General features: G+C 72.6%; 19 protein-coding genes. 10 read left to right on the forward strand and 9 right to left on the reverse strand.

The features are described 5' to 3' along the window. Nucleotides 1-12 precede the first annotated feature (12 nt). Entirely contained in the window at nt 13-663 is a 651-nt protein-coding gene (gene msrA / locus ASG94_RS05205) for a peptide-methionine (S)-S-oxide reductase MsrA (RefSeq protein ID WP_056925292.1), read from the forward strand. A 156-nt stretch (nt 664-819) separates the two neighbouring features. On the opposite strand, the gene ASG94_RS05210 is transcribed toward msrA, so the two are convergent. Further along, nucleotides 820-1155 (reverse strand): VOC family protein, encoded by a 336-nt coding sequence (locus ASG94_RS05210; protein WP_056925293.1) that lies wholly within the window; start codon nt 1153-1155, stop codon nt 820-822. 87 nt (nt 1156-1242) lie between these two features. On the opposite strand from ASG94_RS05210, the gene ASG94_RS05215 reads away from it, so the two are divergent. Further along, entirely contained in the window at nt 1243-1593 is a 351-nt protein-coding gene (locus tag ASG94_RS05215; RefSeq protein WP_056925294.1) for an HIT domain-containing protein, read from the forward strand. A 48-nt stretch (nt 1594-1641) separates the two neighbouring features. On the opposite strand, the gene ASG94_RS05220 is transcribed toward ASG94_RS05215, so the two are convergent. From ASG94_RS05220 to ASG94_RS05230, 3 genes are all read right to left on the reverse strand, one after another. Continuing rightward, nucleotides 1642-2892 (reverse strand): HNH endonuclease signature motif containing protein, encoded by a 1251-nt coding sequence (locus ASG94_RS05220; protein WP_056925295.1) that lies wholly within the window; start codon nt 2890-2892, stop codon nt 1642-1644. Between the two features lie 384 nt (nt 2893-3276). After that, nucleotides 3277-4212, reverse strand: coding sequence for an L-lactate dehydrogenase (locus ASG94_RS05225; RefSeq protein WP_056925296.1), 936 nt, complete (start codon nt 4210-4212; stop codon nt 3277-3279). 55 nt (nt 4213-4267) lie between these two features. After that, nucleotides 4268-4507 (reverse strand): DUF3099 domain-containing protein, encoded by a 240-nt coding sequence (locus tag ASG94_RS05230; RefSeq protein ID WP_082623941.1) that lies wholly within the window; start codon nt 4505-4507, stop codon nt 4268-4270. A gap of 70 nt (nt 4508-4577) precedes the next feature. On the opposite strand from ASG94_RS05230, the gene ASG94_RS05235 reads away from it, so the two are divergent. Continuing rightward, nucleotides 4578-5096, forward strand: a complete 519-nt coding sequence (locus ASG94_RS05235) for a metallophosphoesterase family protein (protein ID WP_056925297.1) — start codon at nt 4578-4580, stop codon at nt 5094-5096. A gap of 6 nt (nt 5097-5102) precedes the next feature. Here the strand turns inward: ASG94_RS05235 and ASG94_RS05240 are convergent, their stop codons facing one another. Then, entirely contained in the window at nt 5103-5387 is a 285-nt protein-coding gene (locus ASG94_RS05240) for a DUF1905 domain-containing protein (RefSeq protein ID WP_056925298.1), read from the reverse strand. Between the two features lie 48 nt (nt 5388-5435). Next, nucleotides 5436-6596: an MFS transporter gene (locus ASG94_RS05245; RefSeq protein ID WP_200958020.1), complete on the reverse strand. Its 1161-nt coding sequence runs from the start codon at nt 6594-6596 to the stop codon at nt 5436-5438. 56 nt (nt 6597-6652) lie between these two features. Between ASG94_RS05245 and ASG94_RS05250 the strand changes: the two genes are divergently transcribed. The 5 genes from ASG94_RS05250 to ASG94_RS05270 all read left to right on the forward strand — a co-directional run bounded on the left by ASG94_RS05250 (nt 6653) and on the right by ASG94_RS05270 (nt 11422). After that, nucleotides 6653-7987: an ABC1 kinase family protein gene (locus ASG94_RS05250; protein WP_056925300.1), complete on the forward strand. Its 1335-nt coding sequence runs from the start codon at nt 6653-6655 to the stop codon at nt 7985-7987. Between the two features lie 135 nt (nt 7988-8122). Continuing rightward, nucleotides 8123-8950 (forward strand): ABC transporter ATP-binding protein, encoded by an 828-nt coding sequence (locus ASG94_RS05255; RefSeq protein ID WP_056925301.1) that lies wholly within the window; start codon nt 8123-8125, stop codon nt 8948-8950. A gap of 71 nt (nt 8951-9021) precedes the next feature. After that, nucleotides 9022-10035, forward strand: coding sequence for an aliphatic sulfonate ABC transporter substrate-binding protein (locus ASG94_RS05260; protein WP_056925302.1), 1014 nt, complete (start codon nt 9022-9024; stop codon nt 10033-10035). Then, complete coding sequence (locus ASG94_RS05265) at nt 10035-10898, forward strand: ABC transporter permease (RefSeq protein ID WP_056925303.1); 864 nt, start codon at nt 10035-10037, stop codon at nt 10896-10898. Before ASG94_RS05260 ends, ASG94_RS05265 begins: the two co-directional genes overlap by 1 nt. A 17-nt stretch (nt 10899-10915) precedes the next feature. Continuing rightward, entirely contained in the window at nt 10916-11422 is a 507-nt protein-coding gene (locus ASG94_RS05270; RefSeq protein ID WP_082623942.1) for a nuclear transport factor 2 family protein, read from the forward strand. Here the strand turns inward: ASG94_RS05270 and ASG94_RS05275 are convergent. From ASG94_RS05275 to ASG94_RS05285, 3 genes are read right to left on the reverse strand one after another with little or no spacing between them, the layout of a single operon-like run. Then, complete coding sequence (locus ASG94_RS05275) at nt 11341-13347, reverse strand: vWA domain-containing protein (RefSeq protein WP_056925304.1); 2007 nt, start codon at nt 13345-13347, stop codon at nt 11341-11343. The two genes, ASG94_RS05270 and ASG94_RS05275, sit on opposite strands and share 82 nt — an antisense overlap. Next, complete coding sequence (locus ASG94_RS05280) at nt 13344-13850, reverse strand: GNAT family N-acetyltransferase (RefSeq protein ID WP_056925305.1); 507 nt, start codon at nt 13848-13850, stop codon at nt 13344-13346. The genes ASG94_RS05275 and ASG94_RS05280 overlap by 4 nt, the downstream gene beginning before the upstream one ends. Beyond that, nucleotides 13843-15240, reverse strand: coding sequence for an ATP-binding protein (locus ASG94_RS05285; RefSeq protein ID WP_056926306.1), 1398 nt, complete (start codon nt 15238-15240; stop codon nt 13843-13845). Before ASG94_RS05285 ends, ASG94_RS05280 begins: the two co-directional genes overlap by 8 nt. Nucleotides 15241-15376: 136 nt before the next feature. Between ASG94_RS05285 and ASG94_RS05290 the strand changes: the two genes are divergently transcribed. Both ASG94_RS05290 and ASG94_RS05295 read left to right on the forward strand, forming a co-directional pair. Then, nucleotides 15377-15814, forward strand: a complete 438-nt coding sequence (locus tag ASG94_RS05290; RefSeq protein WP_056925306.1) for a pyridoxamine 5'-phosphate oxidase family protein — start codon at nt 15377-15379, stop codon at nt 15812-15814. Between the two features lie 40 nt (nt 15815-15854). Next, complete coding sequence (locus tag ASG94_RS05295) at nt 15855-17432, forward strand: GAF domain-containing sensor histidine kinase (RefSeq protein ID WP_056925307.1); 1578 nt, start codon at nt 15855-15857, stop codon at nt 17430-17432. Nucleotides 17433-17481 lie beyond the last annotated feature (49 nt).

The following is a 17481-nucleotide window of genomic DNA, read 5'->3' on the forward strand; positions in this document are numbered from 1 at the left end:
GAGAATGGGGCCATGTTCGGATTCGGCAAGCCCTCCACCCTCCCGTCCCCCGACGAGGCCCTCCCCGGCCGCGACTCCTCCCCCTGGACCCTCGGCGAGCACGTGGTCCTCAAGACGCCAGTGGTCACCGACGACGTCCCCGATGGCCACGAGGTCGCGATCTTCGGCCTCGGCTGCTTCTGGGGTGCCGAGGAGATCTACTGGCAGCTGCCGGGCGTCTGGTCGACGTCGGTCGGCTACGCGGGCGGCCACACCGCCCACCCGTCGTACGAGGAGGTCTGCTCGGGCCGCACCGGGCACACCGAGGCCGTGCGGATCGTCTTCGACCCGGCGGTCGTGTCCTACGCCGACCTGGTGAAGAAGTTCTTCGAGATCCACGACCCGACCCAGGGCATGCGCCAGGGCAACGACGTCGGCACGCAGTACCGCTCCGCGCTCTACGTCACCTCCCCCGAGCAGGAGGCCACCGCTCGCGAGCTCACGAAGGTGTACGGCGACGAGCTCGCCCGCCGCCGCCTCGGCTCGATCACCACGGAGATCAAGCCGGCGTCCGAGGCGGGGTGGTACTACGCGGAGGACCAGCACCAGCAGTACCTCGCGAAGAACCCGTTCGGCTACCGGTGCCACGCCAACACGGGAGTGCGCTTCCCCGAGACCGCCTGAGCACGCGTCGGCCCTGCCCGACGGTCAGCAGCGCGCGCTCGGCGCGTCGGAGCAACAGGTCTGCGTGACCGAGGGCAACGACCTCGCCGTACCGGATCTGGCCGACCTGGTCGGCCTCCTCGGGGCGCGCGAGGCGTACGTCGTCCAGCCTCGACCTCACTCCACGCAGAACTCATTGCCCTCGGGGTCGGCCATGACCACCAGGTCGCTGACCTCGCGGAGCACGGTGGCGCCGAGCTGCTCGAGGCGGCGTACCTCATCGGCGATCGACCCGACGGCGCGCAGGTCGAAGTGCTGGCGGTTCTTGGCGACCTTGCCCTCAGGCACCGCCTGGAACCACAGGCTGGGTCCGCCCCAGCCGGCGGGCTCGACCCAGGCCCTGGCCGGCGTGCTGTCCTCGTCGACGTTGGACCCGAGGGCACCGGCCCAGAACGCTGCGACCCGCAGCGGGTCAGCGCAGTCGAAGGTCACCGACTTGACGAAGGACACCATCCGGGGACCCTAGCCAGTCCCCCGGCGGTCGAGGCGGAGCCGGCCCTCCGTGGGGGCGGGACGGCGGCGGGGATGTCACGATCGGCCATGACCTCGAGCGGCTACTCCGGCGACGACTTCTACTGCGACGTCGCGTTGGCGGACATCTCGGCGCTCGACGTCGTCCACGACGGTGTTGGCGTGCTCGCCTACCACCACACGCGGCCGCACTGGCCGGTGCACATCGTCGTGGTGCCGAAGGTCCACGTGCCGTCGTTCACCGACCTGGCCGGCGCAGACGAGGAGCTCCTGCGGGAGCTGCTCGATGTCGTGCAGGCGGTGGCTCGGGACGTCGAACGACAGCACGGGGCGGCACGCGTCGTCACGAACCTGGGGTGCTACCAGGACTCGAAGCACCTGCACGTCCACGTCGCCAGTGGTGACGCCGGCTTGTACTGACTCCCGCCTCCAGCATGCTGGCCGGTGGTGATCCCTCTCCGACCCGTCCTATCTGCGGCGGTGGAACCTCAGGTCGCCGTTGGGGAGTCGGTCGAGGAGGTAGCGGTCATCATGCGCTCGATGGTGGTGGTGCGAGCAGAGCAGGAGCCCGTCGTCGAGGTCGGTCTTCCCACCCTTCGACCACGGGATCAGGTGGTGGGCTTCGCACCACGCGGCGGGGATGTCGCACCCTTCGGCGCGGCAGCCGCCGTCGCGGATGCCCATCGCCTTGCGTTGAGCGGTGTTGTAGAGCCGATAGGCGCGTCCGAGGTCGAGGACCTCGGACTTCCCGCCGAGCACGGCGGGGACGAGTCCCGCGTTGCAGGCCAACCGGCGGGCCTCCGAGGCGGTGATCCGGCCGCTGGTGCTGGTGGTCGCGACCCCGAGTCCGGTGATCAGTGCGTCGAGGTCCATCGTGACGACCACCGTGGTGGCGGTGCCGCCGTGGACCGGGAGCCTGGTCGGGTCGAGGTGCTCGAGGAGGTCGCAGAACGCGTGGCCGAGCCGGGTCGCGTAAGGCGCCTTGCTCCGGTTGTCCGTCCCGCCGGTGCTGCGGCCGCTCTGACCGTCGTCGCTCTTGCGGGGATTGGTCCACGCGTGCAGGTACGTCAGCAGCCGGCCTGCGGTCGCGTCGGGGACCCGGATCCGGATGCTGGTCGTGCCGTCCCCGTGGGAGCGCGTCGTGAGCGACGTCGTCCGGCGGGCGTGGCGTTCCTCGTCCTCGAGCTTCTTGCGTTCGTGCTCCTCGCCGACCTCGGGAGCGACGACGTCGAGGATCCGACTCCCGAGGACCCGCAGCTCCTGCGGGGCGAACGACGCCGCGTGCGCGACCAGCACCCGCTCCGCCTTCAACACGACGTCCGAGGGGGTGTCGTCGGGCAGCTGGTCCAACGCGTGGGCGATGACGTCGGCCTGCGCGGTCGACACCTCACCCGACGCGTGACCCTCCGCCACCAGAGTCCATCGGTGCTCGAGCGCCCGAGCCAGTCGCAGTTCCCGACGGGCCGGACCCCGGTCCACCCTCGCCGAGCGGACGAACCATGCCGCCACGTCCCGATCACCCGACTCCTCGGCCACGTCGTCGGCCACGGCCATCAACCGCAGCCGGGTCGACGCCACTCGGGACTCCAGTCGGGCCAGCTCGACCAGGGCCTGCGCCTTCTCGGCCGGGGACAGGTACAGGAGCTCGACCCGTTGCACCTTGTCCAGGGCGGCTGAGATCGCCTCGCCACACTCCTGGACCAGGTGTCCGGTCGTCATGTCAGCCCCCCGCTGATCACCCGCTGCGCGACCCCTCCGAGCGGGATCGACTGCGTGTCATCAGTCTAGTCGAACACATGTTCGGTCCACATACCCAGTTTCGGGTACATCTCGCGTCAGACAGCCCGGGCGAGAGAGGAGGGCTCACCTCAGCGGCCGGGAACACCCGGTCGGCCACCCGTGCGGTCAAGAAGTGCCCGGTCGGCGCACCGGTGAGGCCAGGAACTGCCCGATCGGCCCACCCGTGAGGCCAGGAACTGCCCGCTCGGCACCCCTGTGCTGTCAGGAAGTGCCCGCTCGGCACCCCTGTGCGGCCAGGAAGTGCCCGCTCGGCGCCTCCCACGCGCCAGGAAGTGCCCGCTCGGCCAGGAAGGGGGGCGAGGCCTAGAGCCCCAGGCTCCGAGCGACAGCACGCACGGTGTCCGCGGAGGCGATCAGCTGCTGCTCCTCCTCGCCGCTGAGCGGCGTCGCGAGCACGCTCTCGACGCCCGCCCGTCCCACGACCGACGGCATGGAGAGGCACACGTCCGACAGTCCGTGCACCCCGTCGAGCCGCGAGGTCACGGGCAGCACGCGGTGCTCGTCGTGGAGGACGGCCTCGAGGATCCGCGAGACCGCGAGCCCGACGGCGAGGCTGGTCGCACCCTTGCCCGCGATGATCTCGTAGGCCGCCGTCACCACCCGCTCGTGGATGCGCGCCCTCCCGTCGGCGTCGAGGCGCGAGCCGCCGGAGTCCCAGTCCTGGACCGGTACGCCGCCGATGGTCGCCGTGGACCACAGCGGCACCTCGGAGTCGCCGTGCTCGCCGGCGATGTAGGCGTGCACGTTCTGCACGGCCACGCCGGTGTGCTCGGCGATGAGGAACCGCAGCCGCGACGAGTCCAGGACCGTGCCGGAGCCGAAGACCCGGCTCGCCGGGAGGCCGGAGAACTGCAGCGCGGCGTAGGTCACCACGTCGACCGGGTTGGTCACCACCAGCAGCAGGGCGTCGGGCGCGAGCCCGACCAGCGCCGGCACCAGCTCGCGGCACATCGCGACGTTGGCGGCCGCGAGGTCGAGCCGCGTCTGCCCGGGCTTCTGCTTCGCGCCCGCCGTGAGGACCACGACGTCGGCGCCGGCGCACACCGCGAGGTCGTCGCTGCCGGTGATCCGGGCCATCGGCGTGAACTGCATGCCGTGGTTGAGGTCGAGCACCTCGGCCCGCACCTTGCCGGCGTTGAGGTCGAAGAGCGCCAGCTCCCGGCAGACCCCGCGTATCTGCGCGGCGTACGCGATCGCCGTACCCACGGCACCGGCACCCACGATCGCGACCTTCGACATGCTTCGCCACTCTGGCACGGGCGACCCGGCACGTCGACCACGACGGCGAGCGGAGTCAGCCGCCGCGCACCCCGTTGCTGCCCACGAAGGCGGCGACGGGAGGGATCACGGCAGCCACGGCCGACATCACGACCGCGAGCGGCACCGACCAGAGCCGCACCCACGTCCAGGCGAGCACCAGCAGCACGAGGCAGACGCCCATGAGGATGAAGTAGAGCCGCTGCCGGCGCCGGACCTGCTCACTGGTCGCCCACGGCACGTCCGTCACGGAGTCCACGTGCTCGTGGCGGTGCATGCCTCCACGGTAGTCCCGGACTGCCCCCAGCCGGAGCACTCTGTTGACCGGGGCGGTGTTGACTGGGGCGATGCCGACCCGACTCCTCATCATCGCGGACACGCACGTGCCGAAGCGGGCGCGCGACCTGCCGGCACACCTGTGGGACGAGGTCGACGCCGCGGACGTCGTGGTCCACGCCGGCGACTGGGTCGACGAGCGGCTCCTCGACGAGCTCGAGGCGCGGGCGCGCCGGCTCGTCGCGGTGTGGGGCAACAACGACCACGGCAGGTTCCGCGAGCGGCTCCCGGAGGTCGCTCGCGTGGAGATCGAGGGCGTCCGGTTCGCCGTGGTCCACGAGACCGGGCCGAGCAAGGGTCGCGAGGAGCGGTGCAGCGCGCTGTACGACGACGTCGACGTGCTCGTCTTCGGCCACAGCCACATCCCGTGGGACACGACCAGCGACACCGGGCTGCGGCTGCTCAACCCGGGCTCGCCGACGGACCGCCGGCGCCAGCCGCACTGCACCTACCTGACCGCCGTCGCCGACGCCGGCACCCTGCGGGACGTCACCCTGCACCGCCTCGACCGGGGCGCCGCCAGCGGGTAGCGGCCCCTACCTGCCGACCGAGAGCCGCACGTCCACCACGTCCCCGAGCCCGACCCCCTCGGCGCGTCGCACCGCGTCCTTGAGCGGCAGGAACCACGTCCCCTCCCGCGGGAACATCGCCGTCGTGAACGAGGTCTCCCCCAGCCGCGCGGTCACCGGGACCACGCCCCAGTAGGCCACCTCGGCCTTGACCTCGTCGACCATCTCCGCCTCCTCGGGCGGGAGCGGCACGAAGTGGTACGGCGCGGGGCCACGCCACTCGACGACCTCACCGGCGAACTCCAGCTCCATGCCTCGCACCCTAGGGCCGTCGCCGCGGCACGACGAGAGCCGCGCGAGTCACTGGACCCGCACGTCCTGGCGTGCCGACGACAGCAGCACGCACCCCGCCGCCACCAGCGCGACGAGTCCCATCACCGGCCACAGCAGCCCCGGCGCCGCGGCGTAGATCGCGGTCCCGATCGGGCCGGCGAGCATCATCCCGCTCGTCGACGCCCCGGAGTACAGGCCCTGGTACTGACCGACCAGGTGCTCGGGGGCCGCGTCGAGCACGTGGGCGGTGGCGGTCGTCTTGTAGAGGATCTCCCCCGCGGTGAGCACCACCATCGCGACCACGACGGCGAGCACGGTCACGGGGAGCGCGAAGAGGACGGTCCCCACGCCGACCAGCGCGTAGCCGACGGCGATGACCGGGTACGACGAGCGGCCGCGCAGGCGCTGGGTCACCGGGATCTCGAGGAGCAGGATCAGGCCGGAGCCCACGGCGATCACCACGGCGTACAACCCGACGGGGGCGCCGCAGTCTCGCAGGTGCAGCGGCAGCGTGGTGTAGAGCTGGCGGTAGACGACGTCGACGAGCACCACCCCGACCAGCAGCACGACCAGCGAGCGGTCGCCGCGGACCGCGCGCAGCATGCCCGGCCCCGGGGACGCCTCCGCGCGGGGCGGCTCCACGGGCAGCGCGCGGCTCAGCGCCAGCCGGATGAGGAGCACCGCCAGCCCGTCCAGCACGAACATCGCCTCGTAGCTCCACGTCACGACCAGTGCCCCCAGCAGCGGGCCGACCACGAAGCCGGCGTTGGACGCCGCGCGACCGAGCGCGACCGCCGTACGCCGGTCCCCCCGCGGCATCGCGAGGGCGGTGAGGGCACCGGTCGAGACCTGGCCCACGGCACTGAGGTAGGCCGCCACCGGCAGCGCGAGCACCATCAGCCACACGGGCAGCCACGGCACCGACATCAGCACCGCCGCCCCCACCGAGGACGCCGCGAGCAGCACTCGCCGGTGGCCCAGGCGATCACCCCACCGTCCGCCCGTGAGGTTGCCGACGAGCAGGGCGACCCCGACCACGCCGGCCACGAGACCGGCCCGCGGCGCGCTCAGGTCGCGCGGCCCGGTGAGGTAGAGGGTGAGGAAGAGGAAGACGAACGCCGTCGCGGACCCGACGAACCGGGACGCCGCCAGCACCCACACCACGCGCGGCAGGTCCCGGAGATCCACCGGCGCATCCCACCACATGCGACCTGCGTCACCACCGATCGGTGACACTGGGACCCATGACCGAGCTCCCACGCAAGGCCTTCTCCCGCAGCGCCCGTTTGGCGGCGCTGCCGCTGGGCTACGCAGGCCGTACGGCGGTGGGGTTCGGGCGGCGTTTGGGCGGGGCCCCGGCGGACGCCGTGCTCACCGAGGTGCAGCAGCGCACGGCCGAGCAGCTCTTCAAGACCCTGGGCGAGCTCAAGGGCGGCGCGATGAAGTTCGGCCAGGCGCTGAGCGTCTTCGAGGCGGCCCTGCCCGACGAGCTGGTGGCGCCCTACCGGGAGAACCTCACCCGCCTGCAGGACGACGCCCCGCCGATGCCGACCCAGACCGTGCGTGACCAGCTGACCACCCACCTGGGCCCGGACTGGTCCGAGGACCTGGTCTGGCTCGACGGCGGCCCGACCGCCGCCGCCAGCATCGGGCAGGTGCACAAGGGCCGGTGGCGCGACGGCCGCGACGTCGCCGTCAAGGTGCAGTACCCCGGCGCCGGCGAGGCGCTGATGGGCGACCTGCGCCAGATCGCCCGGGTGGCCCGCGGGGTCGCCCCCGTCTTCCCCGGCATCGACATCAAGCCGCTCGTCGCCGAGCTGCAGGCGCGCGCCGCTGAGGAGCTCGACTACACCCTCGAGGCGGACGCCCAGCGCGTGTTCGCCGACGCCTTCCGCGACGACCCCGACTTCGTCGTCCCCGACGTGGTCGCGGTGGGCGGCGAGGCGATCATCACCGAGTGGCTCGACGCGCCGTACTCGCTGGCCCACGTCATCCGGGAGGGCACCCAGGAGGAGCGCAACCACTACGGCGAGCTGCTCGCCCGCTTCATCTTCGTCGGCCCGGCGCGCACCGGCATGCTGCACGCCGACCCGCACCCGGGCAACTTCCGCCCCGTCCCGGGCCCCGACGGCGAGCCGGGCCGGCTCGGCATCCTCGACTTCGGCGCCGTCGCCCGACTGCCCCAGGGCCGGCTCCCCGAGGCGATGGGCCGGCTCATCCGGGTCGCCGCCGAGGCCGACCCCGAGTCGCTGGTGGCGGGTCTGCGCGAGGAGGGCTTCATCAAGGACAAGGTGCAGGTCGACCCGCAGCTGGTCCTCGACTACCTGGCCCCCTTCATCGAGCCGGCCCGGATGGAGACGTTCCGCTTCAGCCGCGAGTGGATGCGCGCCCAGTTCGAGCGGATCAACAACCCCCGCGACCCCGCCTTCACGCTGGCCACCAAGCTCAACCTGCCGACGTCGTACCTGCTCATCCACCGCACGTGGCTGGGCGGGCTCGGGCTGCTCAGCCAGCTGGAGGCCGAGGCGCCCTTCCGGCAGATCCTCATCGACCACCTGCCGGGCTTCGCCGACGACTGAGCCGACGGGTCGGCCGCTCCCGCCACGTCGGCAGGCCCGAGCGTCCGCCGCCACTCCGACCGGGCACCACCCGATCACGACTGCGCTGTGCTTGAATATGAGTATTCCACTCTACTTAATGCACGCGGAGGAACGATGAGCCTGCTCCAGACGAGCAGACGCAGCAGCGCGGGGTACGCCGACGTCCCGGCGGCCGCGCTCCCGCTCCACTTCCGTGGCGTGGGCCGGGCCTTCACCGACCGCGACCAGCAGCGCCAGGTGCTCCAGGACGTGGACCTCACCGTCGAGGCCGGCTCGGTCGTCGCGCTCCTCGGTCCCAGCGGCTGCGGCAAGTCGACGTTGCTGCGGGCCGCCGCCGGGCTCGACACCCCCACCAGCGGCACCGTGGTCATCGGGGACCGCCCCGTCCGCGGCATCGACGACCGGTGCGCCATCGCGTTCCAGGAGCCGCGCCTGCTGCCGTGGCGCACCGTGCGCGCCAACGTGGCCCTCGGACTGCCCGACGGCACCGCCCGCTCCGAGGGAGCGCGCCTCGTCGACGAGCTGCTCGGCCTGGTCGGCCTCGCGGAGCACGCGGACCACCGTCCGCGGGAGATCTCGGGCGGCATGGCCCAGCGGACCTCGCTGGCCCGCGCCCTGGCGCGCCGACCCGGGGTGCTCCTGCTCGACGAGCCCTTCGGCGCCCTGGACGCCCTGACCCGGATGAAGATGCAGGACCTGCTCCTCGCGGTCCACGAGGCCTCCCCCACCACCGTGCTGCTCGTGACCCATGACGTCGACGAGGCCCTCCAGCTCGCCGACCGCGTCGTCGTGCTGGGCCGCCCCGCGGGTGGGACCGCCGCCACCGTGTCGCACGTCGTCGACGTCCCCGGCGAGCGACCCCGCGACCGCGGCTCGGTCGACCTCGCCCGCCTGCGCGGAGAGCTCCTGGAGAGCCTCGGCGTCGACGCACACCGGCACTGAGCCCCGCTCCGGCGCCGAGCCCCTTGCTCCCCGCTGTTCCACCCATCCCGAGAGACCCGAAGGACACTCCCATGCCCCGTCATCCCCGCCTGCGCACCACGACCGCCCTGCTCGTGGCCGCCGGCACCCTGTTCACCGCGACCGCCTGCGCCGAGGGGGAGGCCGCGGAGACCGACGCCCGCGCGCTCAACCTCGACTACGCGACGTACAACCCGCTCAGCCTGGTCATCAAGGACCAGGGCTGGCTCGAGGACGAGCTCGCCGACCAGGACGTCGAGGTGAGCTGGGTCAAGTCCGACGGCTCCAACAAGGCCAACGAGAACCTGCGCGCCGAGGCCATCGACATCGGCTCCACCGCCGGCTCCGCCGCCCTGCTCGCCCGGGCCAACGGCTCCCCGATCAGGACCGTCGACATCTTCTCCCAGCCGGAGTGGGCCGCCATCGTCGTCCCCGAGGACTCCGACATCACCTCCGTCAAGGACCTCGCCGGCACCCAGGTCGCCGCCACCAAGGGCACCGACCCCTACTTCTTCCTGCTCCAGGCCCTCGACGCGGAGGGTGTGGACCCGAGCGAGGTCACCGTCGAGAACCTCCAGCACGCCGACGGCGCCACCGCGCTGAGCAACGGCGCCGTCGACGCCTGGGCCGGCCTCGACCCGATCATGGCCGGCGCCGAGCAGTCCGGGGCCAAGCTGATCTACCGCAACATCGACTTCAACACCTACGGCTTCCTCAACGCCAACGAGGACTTCATCGCCGACGAGCCGGAGCTGGTCCAGCTGGTCGTCGACGCCTACGACAAGGCCCGCCAGTGGGTGCAGGACAACCCCGACGAGGCCGTCGCCATCCTGGCCGAGGAGGCCGCCATCGACGAGGAGGTCGCCCGCACCGTCCTCACCGAGCGGACCAACTTCGACTTCGACCACGTCCCCGGTCAGGCGCAGCTCGACGTGCTGACGACCGTCGGACCCATCTTCGTGGAGTCCGGCGACGTGGAGGAGCAGTCGCAGATCGACGACGCCCTCGACACCCTGCTCGACGACGAGTTCGCCGGCCAGGCCGACGCGTCCGCGGTGGCAGGCTGATGTCCGACGCGGGCCTCGCCGTCGTCGGGCACGGTGCGAGCGACGGGACCGTCGCCGGAGGGCGCCCGGACCCCGCCGGGGGCCGACGCCGCACCGACCCGGCGAGGCCCGCGCACCCCGTGCTGCTCCTCCTCGCCCGGATCGTGCTGCCGGCCGCCCTGCTGCTGGCGTGGTACGCCGCCACGCGGGCCGGCGTGTTCAGCCCCGTGCAGCTGCCGTCCCCCGGCTCCGTGCTCGACGCCGGCCGGGGGCTCGTCGGCCGGGGCGAGCTGCTCACCCACGTGCACATCTCCACCCAGCGCGTGCTCGTCGGCTTCCTCGTCGGCAGCACGATCGGCGTCGCGCTGGGTGCCCTGGTCGGCCTCTCCCGGGTGGCCGACCTGGTCCTCGCCCCGACCATCGGCGCGCTCCGCGCCGTCCCGTCGCTGGCGTGGGTCCCGCTGCTCATCCTGTGGCTGAAGATCGGCGAGGACTCCAAGATCACCCTCATCGCGATCGGCGCGATGTTCCCCGTCTTCACCACCACCTACCTCGCGCTGCGCCACGTCGACGCCCAGCTCGTCGAGGCTGCCCGCGCGTTCGGGCTGCGCGGCGTACGCCTGCTCACCACCGTCCAGCTGCCGGCCGTCGTGCCGGCGGTGTTCTCGGGCCTGCGCCTCGCCCTGGCCCAGTCCTGGCTGTTCCTCGTGGCGGCCGAGCTGATCGCGTCCTCGCAGGGCCTCGGCTTCCTGCTCATCGACTCGCAGAACAACGGCCGCACGGACCGGCTGCTGCTCGCCATCGTGCTGCTCGCCGTGCTCGGCAAGCTCAGCGACGCCGCCCTCGGCGTGGTCGAGCGCTGGGCCGTCCGCCGCTGGGCCTGACGTGCCACGATGCGGTCATGGACCCCGCCACCGCCCTCGCCCGCTGGCACGCCGTCGCCGAGAGCCGTGACGCCGCGGGGCTCCCGGCTCTCGTGGCGCCGGACGCCGTCTTCCGCAGCCCGGCCGTCCACACGCCGCAGGAGGGTCGCGACGTCGTCGTCGCCTACCTCGCCGCCGCCTTCGCCGTCCTCGGCCCCGAGCTCGTCTACGACCGGGAGTGGCAGGGCGAGGACAGCGCGGTGCTGGAGTTCCGCACCGAGGTCGGCGGGCTGACCGTCCACGGCATCGACATGATCACCTGGGACGACGACGGGCTGATCACCGACTTCACCGTGATGGTCCGCCCCGCGAAGGGGCTCCAGGTCGTCGTCGAGCACATGGGCGCCGAGCTCGCGCGGATGCTCGAGGCCCCCGGCGGCTGTGAGCGTCCCCGAGGGCGGGGTCAGTCCTCCACCCAGAAGCCGCGACCGCCGTCCATCCAGTCCCCGAAGTGGTCGCGGTACGACGAGCGCGAGCCGAGGTAGGACCCCACGACGGCGGCGCCCAGGTCGTCGAGCTCGGGGCTGACCATCTGCCCGTCCACCCGCCTGGCCATGGACTCGATGAAGCGGGCCAGGCCCGGGTCCTCGCCGAGGCGGAAGAAGGTCGTCTGTGCCCCGAGGCGCTGCGAGTTGTCGAGCTCGCGCACGGCGTTGGCGATGGTGACCGGGTGCGGCGGGTAGTCGAAGAAGACCTCGCCGTCGGCCTCGAGGTGCGCGGTGGGCTCGCCGTCGGTCACGACGAGCAGCACCGGCTGGGCGTTGGGGTGCTTGCGGAAGTGCCGGTTGGCCAGCAGCAGCCCGTGGTGCAGGTTGGTGCCTTTCTCCCACTGCGCGTCCAGCGCGGTCAGCTGCTCGATCTCCATCACCTGCGCGTGCCGGCCGAAGGCGATCAGCTGGAGCGCGTCGCCCCGGAAGCGCGAGCTGACCAGCTGGTGCAGCGCCAGCGCGGTGCGCTTCATCGGCACCCAGCGTCCGTCCATGGCCATCGAGAACGACGTGTCCACCAGCAGCGCGACCGCGGCCTGGGTGCGGGCCTCGGTCTCCTGCACCTCGATGTCGTCGATGCGCAGCCGCACCGGGAGCGCCGGACCGCCCTCCCCCGCCGTGCGCACGATGGCGTTGGTGATCGACCGGGTCACGTCCCACGGCTCGGTGTCGCCGAACTCCCACGCCCGCGTCGCGCCCGACAGGTCCCCTGCGGCACCGGCGTGCCGGGTCTCGCGCTGGCCCTGCCGCCCGCTCATCCGGGTCGCGACGTCGCGCAGCAGCGCCCTGCCCAGCTGCCGCATCGCCTTGGGCGAGAGCCGCAGCTCGCCGTCCGAGCCACGCTGGAGGTAGCCCGAGTCGCGCAGCGCCCGCTCGAGCTCGGTCAGCGTGCGCGCGTCGACCGCCGCCTGGTCGCCGAGCTGGCGGGCCAGGGCGTCGAGGTCCACGTCGTCCATCCGCGCGCCCCCGTAGGACTGGGAGAGCTGGTCGGCGAGCCGGTCGAGGTCGGCGAGGTCCTGCAGCGCGCCGGTGCCGTCACCGAGCCCGAGCCCCTGGTCGCCCTGGAAGTCCTCGGAGCCGCCCCAGTCCTCTCCGGGCCGCAGGGACTGGAGGTTGGCGTCCATCCGGGCCAGCTGCTCCATCAGCTCGGGCGAGCCGAACGCCTGCTGCGAGAGCTCCATCAGCTCGGCCCGCTGCTCGGGCGTCATCGAGTTCATCATCCGCTGCGCCGCCGCGGCCCGCTGGGCCAGCGAGTCGAGCAGCTCGTCGATGTCCTGCGGGTCCTCGGGGAAGAAGTCGCCGTGCTTGTCCATGAAGTCACGGAAGTCCTGCTCGGTGTCGGCGCCCTGCGCGTGCTTCTCCAGCAGCTCGTTGAGGTCGCCGAGCATCTCGTTGACCGCGGCCCGGTCCTCGTCGGTGGCCCCCTCGAGCGCCTGCTTCATCCCGGCGAAGCGCTGGTCGAGCAGCTCGCGGCCGAGCAGGTCCTTGATCTCCTCGTAGGCCTCGCGCGCCTCGCTGCTCTGCCAGTCGTACGACGCCAGCTCGCTCACCGCGGCCGCCGTCGAGGAAGGCAGCTGGTCGAGCTGCATCTCGCGGAAGGTGCGGTCGTCGTCGTCCATCACGACGTCGCGGGCCAGCTGGCCGCGCTCGGCGAGCACGGCCTTGTCGAGCAGCTCGCGGACCTCCCGCATGGTGCCGTCGAGGTCGTGGCGGCGCAGGATGTCGCGGCGCCGCTCGGCGACCTGGCGGGCCAGGTCGTCGAGGCCGCGCTGGTCCTGCCCGCCGCGGCGCAGGAACTCGCGCATCGCGCGCTCGGGCGAGTAGCCGGCCATCACGTCCTGGCCGATGTGGTCGAGGGCCTCGGCGAGGTCGACCGGCGGCGCCAGCGGATCCCCGCCGTCGTAGCGGCGGTAGCGGCTCATCGCAGGGCCTTCCTCATCCACACGTCGTCGGGCCACGGGTCGCCGGCGACCCGCTCGACGACCTCGAAGCCGTGCGCCTCGTAGAAGCCGAACGCCTGTTCGTTGCCGTCGACGACCTCCAACCACAGCTCGTCGCCCTCGACGAGCGCCTCGACCTCGCCCAGCAGGCGGCGGCCGAGCCCGCGGCCCTGGTGGTCGGGGTGCACGTAGAGCTTCCACATCACCTCACGGTCGCCGGTGACGTGCGGGAAGTCGCGGTGCGAGCTCCGCAGCCGGCCCAGGTTGGCCATGGCGACGACCCGCCCGTCGAGCTCGGCGACGACGTGCGCGTTGCGCTCGAGCGAGGCGGCGAACCTGTCCGGGACCCACCACTCGTCGAGCATCCGCTGGGCGTACGCCGCGTCGATCGGGCCGTAGGTCGGCGGCACGACCGCCTCGCCGAGGGCGCGCAGGCCGGGGACGTCGGCGAGGGTCCCGGGACGGAGGGTGACCACCTCAGCCATAGACGGTCTCCCGGCCACCGGTCTCCTTGCCGACCTTGCGGGCGAGGTAGAGCCCCTCGAGCGCGAGCTCGATCGCCGAGGCGCGCTCGCCGTCGTCGGTGGCGCCGAGCCGGTCGGTGACCTGGTCGTAGAGGTCGGACTCGCCGAGCACGGGCAGCCCGGCCAGGAAGTCGCGGGCGCTGACCTGCTCGCCGGTGGTGACCATCGAGCCGGCCTCGATGGCGTCGACGAGCAGCGCCATGTCGATGCCGCGCAGGTGCTGGCGGACGGTCTCGGCCACGGCGGTGCGCAGCAGGTGGGTGAGGATCTCGGACTCGCGTCCCTCCTCGCCCGTCTCGAACTCCACCTTGCCGCCGAGCACGTCGACGGCCGTCTCGAGGTCGACGATCCTGGCCACCGGCCGGTCCTCGCCCTGCACGGTCGCCCGGTGCAGGGCGGCGGCGGCGATGGTCTCGGCGCCGGCGATGGCGAAGCGGGCGCTGACCCCCGAGCGCTGGTCGACGCTGCCGGACTCGCGCAGGTTGCGGGTGAAGCGGGCCAGGATCTCCACGATGTGGTCGGGCACGTGGGCCTGCAGGGTCGCCTCCTGCCGGATGACGGCCACCTCCGCCTCGAGCTCGGTCGGGTAGTGGGTGCGGATCTCGGCGCCGAAGCGGTCCTTGAGCGGGGTGATGATGCGCCCGCGGTTGGTGTAGTCCTCCGGGTTGGCGCTGGCCATGACGAGCACGTCGAGCGGCAGGCGCAGGACGTAGCCGCGGATCTGGATGTCGCGCTCCTCCATCACGTTGAGCATCGCCACCTGGATCCGCTCGGCGAGGTCGGGCAGCTCGTTGATCGCCACGATGCCGCGGTGGCTGCGCGGGATGAGGCCGAAGTGGATGGTCTCCGGGTCACCCAGCGAACGACCCTCGGCGACCTTCATCGGGTCGACGTCGCCGATGAGGTCGGCGACGGAGGTGTCCGGCGTCGCCAGCTTCTCGGCGTACCGCTCGTCGCGGTGGCGCCACGAGACGCGCAGGTCGTCGCCGTACGTCGCCGCGGCCTGTCGCGACTGCACGGTGATCGGCTCGTAGGGGTGCTCGCCGAGCTCGGAGCCGGAGATCACCGGCGACCACTCGTCGAGGAGGCCGACGAGCGTGCGCAGCAGGCGGGTCTTGCCCTGGCCACGCTCACCGAGCAGGACGATGTCGTGGCCCGCGATCAGGGCGCGCTCGACCTGGGGGATGACGGTGTCCTCGAAGCCGTGGAGGCCGGGCCAGGGATCGACGCCGTCACGCAGGCGCGCGAGCAGGTTGTCGCGCAGCTCGTGCCGGAGGGTCTTGAACTCGTGCCCGGAGGCGCGGAGCTCGCCGACGGTGCGGGGCAGTGCGGAGGAGGCAGTCTCGGTCACCTCGTCCACGCTAGTCCGGCGCACAAGGCACGCCCGGGCGCAAAGGTCGGCCTGCTCGGGACCAACGACCCTGCTCGCCTCGCCGGGACGCGACGACCATGGGAGCACGACGCGAGTGGAGAGAACGAGGTGTGCCGTGGCCGAGGTCCGGGAGCTGAGCCGCAGCGAGTGCGAGACCCTGCTGCGCCGGGGCGTGGTCGGCCGGGTCGCCGTCGCAGCACCGAGCGGGCCGCACATCGTCCCGATGAACTACTCCGTGATCGACGGGTCGGTCGTCGTCTGCACGACGCCCTACAGCCTGCTCGGCACCTACGGGCGCGACAGCCTGCTCGCGTTCGAGATCGACCACATCGAGCACGCCCGCCAACGCGGCTGGAGCGTGGTCGTGCGCGGCCGCGCCGAGCCGGTGGAGGACCCCGACGAGCTGAGCACGCTGGTCCGCATCCTCCCGAAGGCGTGGGCGGCGGGCCGCCGTTCGCTCTACCTGCGGATCCCGCTCTCGGAGGTGACCGGACGGCGCCTCGGTGAGGGCTGGGACCTCGAGGGGACGCTCCCGGTCCGTCGTGTCCTGTGATCTGCGTGACGTCGCGCCCGGCTCGCGTCACACTGTCCCCGTGACGACGTACGGGCCCTCGGGGCACCCGTCCCTGACCGGACCTGCCCAGGCCCTGCTCGATGCCGTGACCGCCATCGCCAGCGACCTCGACCTCAGCAGCGTGCTGACCCGCATCGTCACCGCGGCCACCGAGCTGACCGGGGCGCAGTACGGCGCGCTGGGCGTGCTCGGCTCCGACGGCCGGCTGGTGGAGTTCCTCACCACCGGGCTGGACGAGGAGACCAGGGCACTCATCGGCGACCTCCCCCAGGGCGACGGCATCCTCGGCGTGATCATCGAGGAACCGTCCGGGCTGCGGCTGGTGGACCTGTCGGCGCACCCGCGGTCGGTCGGCTTCCCGCCGAACCATCCGCCGATGACCACCTTCCTCGGGATGCCGGTGCGCATCCGGGGCACTGTCTTCGGCAACCTCTACCTGACCGAGAAGCGTGACGGCGAGCAGTTCAGCGAGGAGGACGAGCAGCTGGTCGAGGCCCTGGCCCGCACCGCCGGGCTCGTCATCGACAACGCGCGGACCTACGGCCTCAGCGAGCGGCGACGTCGCTGGCTGGAGGCGACCGCCGAGATCAGCGCGGAGCTCCAGCCCCCGGTGCACCAGGGCCGGGCGCTGCTGAGCATCGTGAACACGGCCCGTGCCGTGGCCGGCGCCCGGGCCACCGTGCTGCTCGCCCCCGACTCCACCGACGACGACACCGTGTCCGCCGACGTGCCGGACCACGCACTGGTCCGCGCGCTCTCCGACCGGGTCCGCAGCGGCCCTCCGCTCGACATCACCGCCCCACCTGTGCTGGTGCACCTCGACCACCTCGACGCCGTCGTCATCCCGGTCCAGGCCCACCTGGCCCCGGTGATCGCGCTGGCCGCGATCTTCGACCGCACCTCCCCCCTGCACGAGGCGAGCGAGCGGGAGATGCTCGCCACCTTCGCCGACCAGGTCGCGCTCGCCCTGGACCGCGGGCAGGCGGTCGCCGAGAGGGAGCAGCTGGCCCTCATCTCCGACCGCGAGCGCATCGCGCGGGACCTCCACGACGTGGTCATCCAGCGCCTCTTCGCCACCGGGCTGCAGCTCCAGGGCGTGTCGGCGATGACCGCCTCCCCCGAGGTCGCGCAGCGGCTGGACGAGACCGTCTCGGCCCTCGACGACACCATCAAGGCGATCCGCGGCACCATCTTCGAGCTGCAGGAGAGGCAGTCGCCCTCGCTGCGGAGCGAGGTGCGTCGTCTCGTGCGCGAGTACGTGCCGGTCCTCGGCTACCACCCCGTCGTGCGCACGACGGGCCCCGTCGACACCGCCGTCCCCGACGAGGTCGCCGCCCAGGTCCTGCCGGTGCTGCGGGAGGCCATCTCCAACGTCGCCCGGCACGCCGTCGCCGACCGTGCCGAGGTCGACGTGCAGGTCAGTGCCGACGAGCTGGTGCTGATCGTGGCCGACGACGGCACCGGCCTGCCCGAGGAGCTCGTCGAGAGCGGGCTGCGCAACGCGCGCCGACGGGCCGAGGACCTCGGCGGCACGCTGGAGCTCGTCCCGAGCTCCACGCGAGGCACGACGCTCGTGTGGCGCGTGCCGCTCGGCTGAGGCCGGCCCCGGACAGGACGAGACCCGCCCCGGGGCAGGGCGGGTCTCG

The organism is Nocardioides sp. Soil805, assembly GCF_001429625.1.
GTDB lineage: Bacteria > Actinomycetota > Actinomycetes > Propionibacteriales > Nocardioidaceae > Nocardioides.